Here is an 8,760-nt window from a genome sequence, read left to right as displayed (position 1 = left end):
CGGGGCGAGCCGGGCGGTGCCCGAGGCCAGCATGCGGTCGCAACCGGCGGCGACGGCGACGTGGCGGTCGGCGGTGAGCGGGTCACCGGCCCGCAGGGCGTGCCGGGCGAGCAGCAGACGGCCGATGCCGATGCCCGCGGCGCCCGCGATGAGGTCCGCCTCGGGCGGACCGCCGTCCGGGGCGCGGCCCGGCAGCGGGTCGTACTCCCCCTCCTCGTGGGGCGCCGTCCTCGTCCCCGCCTCCGCGAGGAAGAGCTCGACGCCGGTGCGGCCGGTGTAGAAGCCGGACGGCAGGTTCCTGGACTGGGCCGCCGTCCACCGGGCCAGTGCGGCGACGGTCTCGCGCACGTGGGGCCGGTCGGTGTGACGGAGGAGTTCCATGCCGAGGCCCGAGCTGCCCCCGTAGACGTCGAGCGAGGTGGGGATCGGGAGCCTGGCGGCCCGTACCGGGTCCGTCATCGCCTCGGCCTCGGCGGCGCAGAACGCGACCGTGTGCGCGATGACCTCGTCCAGCAGGTCGTCGTCGATCCTGAGGGGTACGGGGCGGCGCGCCGCCCCGCGCACCGCTGCGGGTACGGGGGTGCCGGTGCGCAGGCGGTCGGCGGCGGCGGTCCGTACGGCCGGGTCGAAGCTCAGCAGGCCGGCGATCGTCGCCCGGAGGCCCGCGTGCGCGTCCGCGGGCAGGACCTGTGCCAGGCAGGCCAGGGTCCGGTCCCGGTTGGTCACGCGGTCGGCGTCGACGATCACGGGGTCGAGGCCGGTGGCGGCGAAGAAGAGGGTGGCACCGAGGGCGTAGTGGTCGTCGGCGGGGGCGGCCGGGCCGTTCGCGGGCAGGACCGGTTCGTTGTAGCCGGGGGTCGCGCCGCCCGGCCCCGTACCGTCGCGTTCGCTCGTCCCGAAGTCGACGAGGTGGACGCGGTGGTCCCGGCGGTCGGGGCCGTCGAGCACGACGTTGTCGGGCTTGAGGTCGCGGACGACCACGCCCCGGGCGTGGATCGCGTCCAGGATCTCCAGGAGCCGGGTGGCGAGCACGGACAGGGAACGCCCCGGACGGGTGCCGTCGTCCCGGTAGGGGCCGTCGCTCAGGACCTCGCGGCGCAGGTCGCGGTCGCCGCAGCTGCTCGTCACCAGGTATTCGTCGGCTCCGTGGGCGAAGTAGTCCAGGGCGCGGGGCACGCCCGGCACGCCGTCGAGGGCGGTGAGGACGGCGTGTTCGTTGCGCAGGTGGTGGCGGGCGTCGGCGCCGGACTCCTCCTCGCCGACGAAGGCCCGCGCCTGCTTGACCACCACACGCAGGTCCAGGGTGCGGTCGGAGGCGCGGTAGACGTTGCCCCGGGGTGTGCGGGCGATGCCCGCGGTGACGGCGTAGCGGCCGCCCCCGAGGGTGGGCACGGCCGGTCCCCCGGTGTGCGCGGAGCCGGTCGCGAAGGGGTCCTCGGCCCAGGGCGGGCAGCGGTAGCGGCCGGTGGCCAGGCCGTCGAAGATCCGGCCGTCCGGGCCGGTCATGACGGATTCGAGCCGTCCGGTCCGGCCCGTCCGGTAGTCGCCGGTGAAGGGGCCGTAGCGGTAGTAGACCGGGGCCCTCGGGTCGACCCGTCGGTCGCTGACGACCCGAGGTCCCTCCCGGTCGCGCAGGGCGGCGGCGAGTTCCCGGGCGACGGCGACCACGGTCCCGGCGAGCGGGTAGACGGTGATCGCCTTGCCGACGGCCCCGGCGCCCACCGCACCGGAGTTGAGGCGGCGCAGTGTCCCCGGGTCGCGGGCGAACTTCGCGTGGCAGACGTGCCGGGACAGCACCGGCAGGACGATCCGGAGCACGGCGTCGAGTTCGCCGGGGCGCGTCGAGACGTGCAGTTTCCAGCCGTGTTCCATCGCCGGCATCCGCGGGTCGTCGAGGTACGCCCACGTGTCGTCGGACCCGCCGTGACGGCCGGCGATGGAGACGGCCACCGCTAGGAGTTGAGGTCGCAGGCGAAGCGGGTGGTGGCGGTCACCCAGGGGTCGGAGAGACACGCCGTGTACTCGCGGTCGCCGCGGTCGTCGTCCTCGAACGCGATCGCCGCGTCGTCGATCTCCAGGGCCCCCGCGTCGCGGACGTCGAGGATCTCGTCGGCTTCCAGCAGTTCCGGCACGGCTACAGGCATGTGACGCCTCCAGAGTCGGTCGTGCGCTGAGAAACAGGAAAGCCCGGCGCTGGCCGGTGGACCCGCCGGGCGGTGTACTCGCTGGACAAAAGTAGGGAGAGGCGCATCCGGTGACAAGGCGTCGGTTCGGCCATGCTCCCGGCACAGCGGACGGGCCCGCGACACCGGTCCGGCGCCCCTGGTGCGAGCCCTTCGAAACCCGTCGGGCCCAGGTGGCACGGTGCCCCGGCGGCCGGCACCGGGGGCGGCGTCGCTCTCCTCGGCGCGCGGGTCGGGCCCCGTCAAGAGGGTCGTTCGCGCCGGTTCCGGCCCGGCCACCCGCCGTTCGCCGTACGGCAGTCCCTCACCTCCGACCGCACCGGCGGGCTTCGAGACCCGCCGGCCGGTGGACCCGCCGCCCGACCGGAGGCGTCCGGCCCGACCAAGCGGCCGGCGAGGCGGCCGGCTTCCCGAACGAATGCGAGGGCCTCACGCCGTACGGCTGTGCATCCGCGTCGCATCGACCCTGTGGGACATCGGCGGCGCCGACCAGGCCGACACCGTGCTGCCGGTCCTGCCGGCCGCCCGGGAGAGCGACGACGACAGCACCCGAGCCGTCATCACCTGCCTCGATCGCATGGGCCCGGCGGCCCTCCCCGCCCTCCCCCGGGTCCAGGCGGCACTCGCCCGACCCCACCGCCACGGACAACGCCGGACCGGCTCCGTCGCTCTCGACCTGGAGATCGAGCACACCTGCCGGACCATCACGGCGCGCCTCCGGGCCCTTCCCCTCCAGCCGCGGACCTGCCCTTGACCCGCCGGAGCAGCGCGATGTCGTGGTGGTCGACGTCCCGGAGGTCGTAACCGCCGCGGAAGGCGAGCTGTTGGTCGACCGACAGGCACGGGATCGTGCGCCCCTGCAGTCTGCCGAGGGTGAAGCCGTCCGGCGGATAAAGGAAGAACCCGTCCCCCAGATCGGACTGGCGCCCCAGGCCGCCGGCGTCGAAGACGACCGGGTGGAGGTCCGCCCACCGGCGGCCCGGGGCGGCGAGCTCGACGCGAGCGGGCAGCTGGTCCGTCTCCGTCCGGTACCCGAGGGAGACCAGGGCCCCCATGGCCGCAGTCTGGCAGGACGCGTCGAAGGCCAGGTCGACGTCCCGGTGCTCCCGCGTCTGCCGCCCGACCAGGGCATCCACGCCCCACCCGCCGGCGACCCAGCGGAGGGCCGGTCTGTCCGTACTGCGCGGTGGAACCTGGGGTTCCCGTTCCGGAACGGCCCCGCGCCGCTAACGGAGTTCGTGGCGGAACGAGGCCGGGCCCTCGGGCACCGGACCGCTTCGTGCGGGGACACCGGCAGTGCGCGAGGGCGCCTGGGAGCGGACCGAGCCCGGTCCGTACGCGTGGCGGAGGGCCGGGGGGCCTGGGCCCCCTCCCCCACCGACTCCGACGAGTGGGGGTGGGGGCGGGGGTCGGGCCGGGGACGGTCAGATGTCGGTGAGCGGGGCGGCTCCCAGCCTGATGTTGTCGACGGCCCAGAACCAGTTGTTGCCGGCGTGGTGGACCCGGAAGCCCACCTTCACCGAGCGGGCGTCGGCCGGCACCGGGAAGGAACAGGTCACGAAACGGTTCTGCTGGTCGCGGCCGCCGTTCGTGTTCCCCGAGGGCGCGCTGGAGTAGTGCAGCACCCTAGAGGTGGCGCCGGTGTCGAAGACCACGGTCACCTCCGCCTCCTGCGGGCTCTCCTGGCGGTAGTGGGAGTCGAAGCCCAGGTACAGCGTCGGGGTCCCCGCCGGAATCTCGACCGCGGGCGTCGTCAGCGTCGAATCGAAGGTGCCGCGGCTGGACGGGCTGCCCGTGTCGTCCCAGTCGTCCGGGTCGGCGACGGCGACGACGCCCAGGGACCGGCCGAACGCGGCTCGTTCCTGGCCGGCCGGGAACCAGAACTGCCGGGACAGGAACGACCAGCCGTCGAGTTCCTCCGTGCCCCGCGGCATCCCGGCGGCGTTGGTGACCGTCCATCCCTCGGGCGCGGTCCGCGTCCAGCCCCGCAGTCCCGGACGGCTCAGGTCGGTGGCCGGGGCCAGCCGGTCGGCGAGGGACTCGAAGTTCTCGGCGAGGAGGTACCCGGTCATCACCGGCCCCACGCGGGCGGTCAGCGCCTCCGTCTGCTCCACCGCCGCGCCGCCCGCGGTGCGTGCGCCGACGGTCGCCTTCAGCGTCGCAGAGGTGCGGGCCGCCGACGCGGGCGCCGTGACCTCCCAGACCACCTTCACCGACGTACGGGCCGGAACGGCGTCCGGGGCGCCGGCGACCGGCTCGGCACGCCATCCGTCCGGCAGGGCGAGTGCGGCCGCCAGGTCGGTGAGCGGGGCGGTGCCCGCGTTGGTGACGGTGGCGGTCACGGCGAGCGGCTGCTGCGGGTACAGCGCGCAGCCGTCGGTGCCGGGGGAACTCGCCGGCGCGGTCAGGGTCAGGGTCACCGCTCGGGCGACCTCGGCCCGGATCCGTGCGTCCGCGACGCGCAGCAGGCCGTCTCCTTCGGCGCGGGCCGCGACGGTGAGGGTGGCGGTGGTGGCGTCGGCCGCCGGGGTGACCGTGAAGCGCAGGTCCGCCGAGCCTCCGCCGGGCAGGCTCCGCGGGACCGGCCCGGCGGAGGCGACCGTCCAGCCGGACGGTGCGAGCAGCGACACCGCGAGGTCCCGCAGCCGGCCCGGCTCCTCGTTGCGCATCCGCACCACCACCTCGGCGGGGCTGCCCTGCACCAGCGGGGCGGTCAGCGGAGGCAGCGGCTCCGGCAGGGTGAGGGCCGCGCTCAGCACCGGCCCGGTCCCGATCGCCGGGTCGGTGGCGCCCGGTCCGCTGTCGGCGGGCCGGCCGGACATCCGCCGCAGGAAGCGCGGGTCGTCCTCGTCGAGCACCACGATGTCGTACCAGCCGTGGCGGGCGAGCGGTACGGACACGGTACGCGTCCGGCCGGGTGCCAGCCGGACCGTCCGCACCCGGCCCTCGCCCCGCTGCGGGTGGGTGGACTCCCCCACCAGGAGCGTGCGGGTCCGCCCCGACGGGTTGCTGCACTCCACGTCCACGCTGCGCGCGTGGGCGCGCTCCACGACGTGCGCCTCGGCGCCGGTGCCCGCGCCCCGCAGCTCCCACAGCGCCCAGCCGGGGCCGTGCACCTGGAGGTCGTAGCCCTCGGGGCCGTACGGCAGGCTGCCGGTGGTGCTGTCCCCGCCGGCGACGGTCCAGGCCCGCGGAGCGGTCCCGTCCCCCGGGTACGCGGTGATCGCGGCGGCCCGACGCCCCTCGTTGCCGAGTCCCAGCCGCACCTCGGTGCCGGTGACGGTGGCGCGCAGCGAGAGCCGGTACGGGGACGGCCGGGTGGGACGGACGCCGGGCTCCTGGACGGGTCGCGCCTGTGTCGCGGGCGGCACCGGATTCCAGCGGCCGATCGGCGCCGGGACCGCGCCGGGCTGCTCCACCTCGGGCTGCCGGTAGGCGCGATCGAAGTCGAACGCGGAGGTCAGGTCACCGAAGACCCTCCGCCGCCAGGCGCTGATGTTCGGTTCCTGGACCCCGGTCCACTTCTCCAGGAACCGGATCACCGAGGTGTGGTCGAAGAGTTCGGAGTTCACGAACCCGCCGACCGTCCAGGGGGACACGACGGTCATCGGGACGCGCGGTCCGGGACCGACGGGGCGGCCGCCCACCCAGTCGTCGCCGTCGCCGCTGTCCGGCCTGGGCGCGGTGGGAGCGGGGACGTGGTCGAAGTAGCCGTCGTTCTCGTCGAAGTTGATGAACAGCGCGGTCTTCGACCAGGTCTTGGGGTCGGCGGCGATGGCGTCCAACAGGTCGTAGACGAGACCGGCGCTGCCGACGGGCGTGGAGGAGCCGGGGTGCTCGGACAGTGCGGCCGTGGGCACCACCCAGCTGACCTTGGGGAGGGTCCCGGCCTTGATGTCGGCCTTGATCCGGGTGATCAGGGTGCCCGGTTCGGAGCGGTACGCGCCGCGCAGGAACAGCCGGCGCTCGTCCTCGGGGAGGGCGTCGACCGCGGTGCGGAAGCGGGCCAGATCGGCCTGCCGCTCCGTGTCGCTCTTCGCCCACAGCTTGTCGTAGAACTCCTCGGTGGTGGCGTGGGCGAAGCCGGCGGCGGTGAGGATCTTCCGGCCGATCCGCTTCCACGGCTTGAAGTACTCCACCGCGTTGTCGGTGAAGTTGTCCCATTCCTGGTAGATCTGCCAGGAGACGCCGGCGGCCTCCAGGCGCTCGGGGTAGGTGGTCCAGTCGTAGCCGGCGTGGCCGTAGGAGTACGCGGCGTTGGTGACGGCCCGGCCCCCGCCGCCGGGCTCGAATCCGGTGGTGCCGGTCCACAGGTAGTTGCGGTTGGGGTTCGTCGAGCCGATGAAGGAGCAGTGGTAGGCGTCGCAGACGGTGAAGCGGTCGGCGAGTTCGTACTGGAGGGGGATGTCGCGCCGGTCGTAGTGGGCCATGGTGCTCTGGCCCTTGGCCGCGATCCAGTCGTTCCACCATCCGTTCGCGCGGGCCTGTACGCCGTCGGTGAAGCCGTGCGGCAGCGAGCCGAGGTACTGGATGTCGCCCTCGGGCCGTCCGGCGTCGACGGCCGCCCGCCGCGCGGAGAACGGCAGGACGGCGGAACCGCCGGAGCGGGGCTGCTCGAACACGCTCGTACCGTCGGGCAGTCGCAGCGCTCTGCTGTCGCCGAAGCCGCGGACGCCCCTGAGGGTGCCGAAATAGTGGTCGAAGGAACGGTTCTCCTGCATCAGGACGACGACGTGCTCGACGGCCCGCAGACCCCCGCGGGGCAAGGGGGCGGCCATGGCCGTCAGGAGGGAGGGCGGCAGGACGGAGAGCGCGGAACCTGCGGCGAGCGTGCCGAGGACCTTGCGGCGTGAGAAGTCAGGCATGCCGGGGAGGCTAGGACGTGACACGGCACCTCCAGAACCCGTCACGCCAGGGATTCGCCCACTGTTCACACCAGCGACTCATACGAAATCCGCAGGTCAAGGCCATGATCACGACTAGTTGATGGATGCGACGGGAACACTCCGGCCCCGCTTGAGGGGGTCGGGGAAGGCAGGAGGCGGGAGGCCGGGCCCCGGGGCGGGAGCGCGGTCCGGTCGGCGTCGGCACGCCTCGGCCGATGCAGCGGACCACTGGGTTCGAGCTGCCCGTGCGGCCCGATTCCCTGACCCCCTGCAGGAGATGGGAGATCGGGTGATGCGGCTCCCCGGGTCTCCCTGAGGGGCGGCGGCCACGGATTCGCTTCGTCAGGGGCGGTACGCGGTGGTCGCGATGTCGATGAAAGGACGGATCAGCGGATTGGTGTCGCCCTCGCTCCACACCACCACCACTCGGCTCGGCGGCATGTCGAGCAGCGGCACCACGGTGAACTCCGCGGGCAGGTCGTGTCCGAGCGGGGCCAGGCCGACCGTGCTGTTCCACAGCACGGCCTGCAGGCATTCCTGGACGGCGCGCACGACGGGGCCCTCGCGCGGCGTGCCGCCGTTCCAGTAGGACTGCCAGAGGGGGTCGGTTCCCTGCGGGAACCGGAACCAGCGACGGTCGCTCAGTTCGGCCAGGCGCAGCCCGTCGCGGCGGGCCAGCGGATCGTCGGCGCGCAGGACCACGCCGACCGGGTCGGCCCGCAGTGCGCGCACACAGCGACGAAACCCTGCTGCGCGCCGCCACCGCACCCGGCATCCGTCCGCTGCTGTACGAGCCGCGCGGCTCGGCGAACCCGTTCTGCACCACGCTGCGGCCGGTCATCGGAGTGCGCCCGCAGCTGGAGGCGCCGCTCCGTCTGGCCCTGGGACGGGCCGCGCGTCGGCTGGTCGGCCCGGAGCACCTGGCCGAGGCCATCGGATGACGCCCGCGATACTGCTCGCGCTCCTCGGGCTGATCGACGCGTCGTTCAGCGGCTTCCGCGCCTATGCCGGCCGCGACGCCCGGATCCGCAAGCGCCGGGCCACGGCGCGAGCGGCCGTGCGCGGACTGGCCGTCGGGGCCGTGCTCCTGCTCGCCCCCGCGTTCACCGCCACCGTCCTGTTGCTGACCGCGCGCGACCCGGCCGGGACCTTCGACACGCTGGCCGCTGGGGCCGTCGGCTACCTGCTTCCGCTCGCCGTCTACACCGCCGTCGTGGCGGTCTCGCTCTCGGCGTACCTCGCTCTGCCCTTCCGCGCCGGCACCCTCGCCGTGGTCATCGGACTCGGCCCGCTGACGCTGCTGCGCCCGCTCGCCGTCGCGGCAGCCTGTCTCGGCGCGCTCGTCAACGGCGGCGGAGCCCCCGCTCTCCTGGTCGGCACGATCGCGGGCGCCGCCGTACTGTGCGTCGAACCCGCGGTGCACCGACGCTGGTATCGCCACGTGCAGTAGAGAACGGGGGCGACGACGCATGGGGATGCCGGCGAGCGCCACGCCTCAAGCTCAGCCTCAGCCATGGAGCGGTGGCGTGCCGTCCATGAACCGCGACCCCCTTCAGCGATCAGGCCACCGCCACCGCGACCAGCGGTCAACCCGCAGGACGTGCGAGAACCGTCTCCGGGCGGAAGGCCGCCGTCGCCCGGCGCTCCGGTCGTCCCCGCGGCCGCGACCGGGCCACCTGGTCCAGCCGGGG

At 74.3% G+C, this 8,760-nt stretch carries 6 protein-coding genes and 2 pseudogenes; 3 read left to right on the top strand and 5 right to left on the bottom strand.

Annotated features, from left to right (window positions below):
• Window positions 1-1,950: class IV lanthionine synthetase LanL (gene lanL / locus IE321_RS31450; RefSeq protein WP_190225372.1), on the bottom strand; the 1,950-nt coding region annotated here is incomplete at its 3' end.
• Window positions 1,951-1,952: 2 nt separating this feature from the next.
• Window positions 1,953-2,144 (bottom strand): SflA family class IV lanthipeptide, encoded by a 192-nt coding sequence (locus IE321_RS31445; RefSeq protein WP_190225371.1) that lies wholly within the window; start codon window positions 2,142-2,144, stop codon window positions 1,953-1,955.
• A gap of 457 nt (window positions 2,145-2,601) precedes the next feature.
• Between IE321_RS31445 and IE321_RS31440 the strand changes: the two genes are divergently transcribed.
• On the top strand, window positions 2,602-2,937 hold the full coding sequence (locus tag IE321_RS31440) for a hypothetical protein (RefSeq protein WP_190225370.1): 336 nt from the start codon (window positions 2,602-2,604) through the stop codon (window positions 2,935-2,937).
• Here the strand turns inward: IE321_RS31440 and IE321_RS31435 are convergent.
• The 3 genes and pseudogenes from IE321_RS31435 to IE321_RS31425 all read right to left on the bottom strand — a co-directional run.
• Window positions 2,888-3,340, bottom strand: a pseudogene (locus IE321_RS31435) (nucleotidyltransferase domain-containing protein); the annotation flags it as partial. The gene IE321_RS31440 and the pseudogene IE321_RS31435 sit on opposite strands and share 50 nt — an antisense overlap.
• 267 nt (window positions 3,341-3,607) lie before the next feature.
• Window positions 3,608-7,048 carry a phosphocholine-specific phospholipase C gene (locus tag IE321_RS43335; protein ID WP_190225368.1) on the bottom strand — a complete coding sequence of 1,147 codons (3,441 nt, stop codon included), beginning with the start codon at window positions 7,046-7,048 and terminating at the stop codon, window positions 3,608-3,610.
• Between the two features lie 363 nt (window positions 7,049-7,411).
• A pseudogene (locus IE321_RS31425) lies at window positions 7,412-7,801 on the bottom strand (LysR substrate-binding domain-containing protein); the annotation flags it as partial.
• Here IE321_RS31425 and IE321_RS31420 point away from each other — a divergent pair.
• Both IE321_RS31420 and IE321_RS31415 read left to right on the top strand, forming a co-directional pair.
• Complete coding sequence (locus IE321_RS31420) at window positions 7,792-8,010, top strand: hypothetical protein (protein WP_229916612.1); 219 nt, start codon at window positions 7,792-7,794, stop codon at window positions 8,008-8,010. The pseudogene IE321_RS31425 and the gene IE321_RS31420 sit on opposite strands and share 10 nt — an antisense overlap.
• Window positions 8,007-8,519 (top strand): hypothetical protein, encoded by a 513-nt coding sequence (locus IE321_RS31415; RefSeq protein WP_190225367.1) that lies wholly within the window; start codon window positions 8,007-8,009, stop codon window positions 8,517-8,519. The genes IE321_RS31420 and IE321_RS31415 overlap by 4 nt, the downstream gene beginning before the upstream one ends.
• The last annotated feature ends 241 nt before the right edge of the window (window positions 8,520-8,760 follow it).

Origin of the sequence: Streptomyces hydrogenans, from assembly GCF_014656075.1 — a bacterium.
GTDB lineage: Bacteria > Actinomycetota > Actinomycetes > Streptomycetales > Streptomycetaceae > Streptomyces > Streptomyces hydrogenans.
This window is presented reverse-complemented; position numbering and strand designations above follow the sequence as displayed.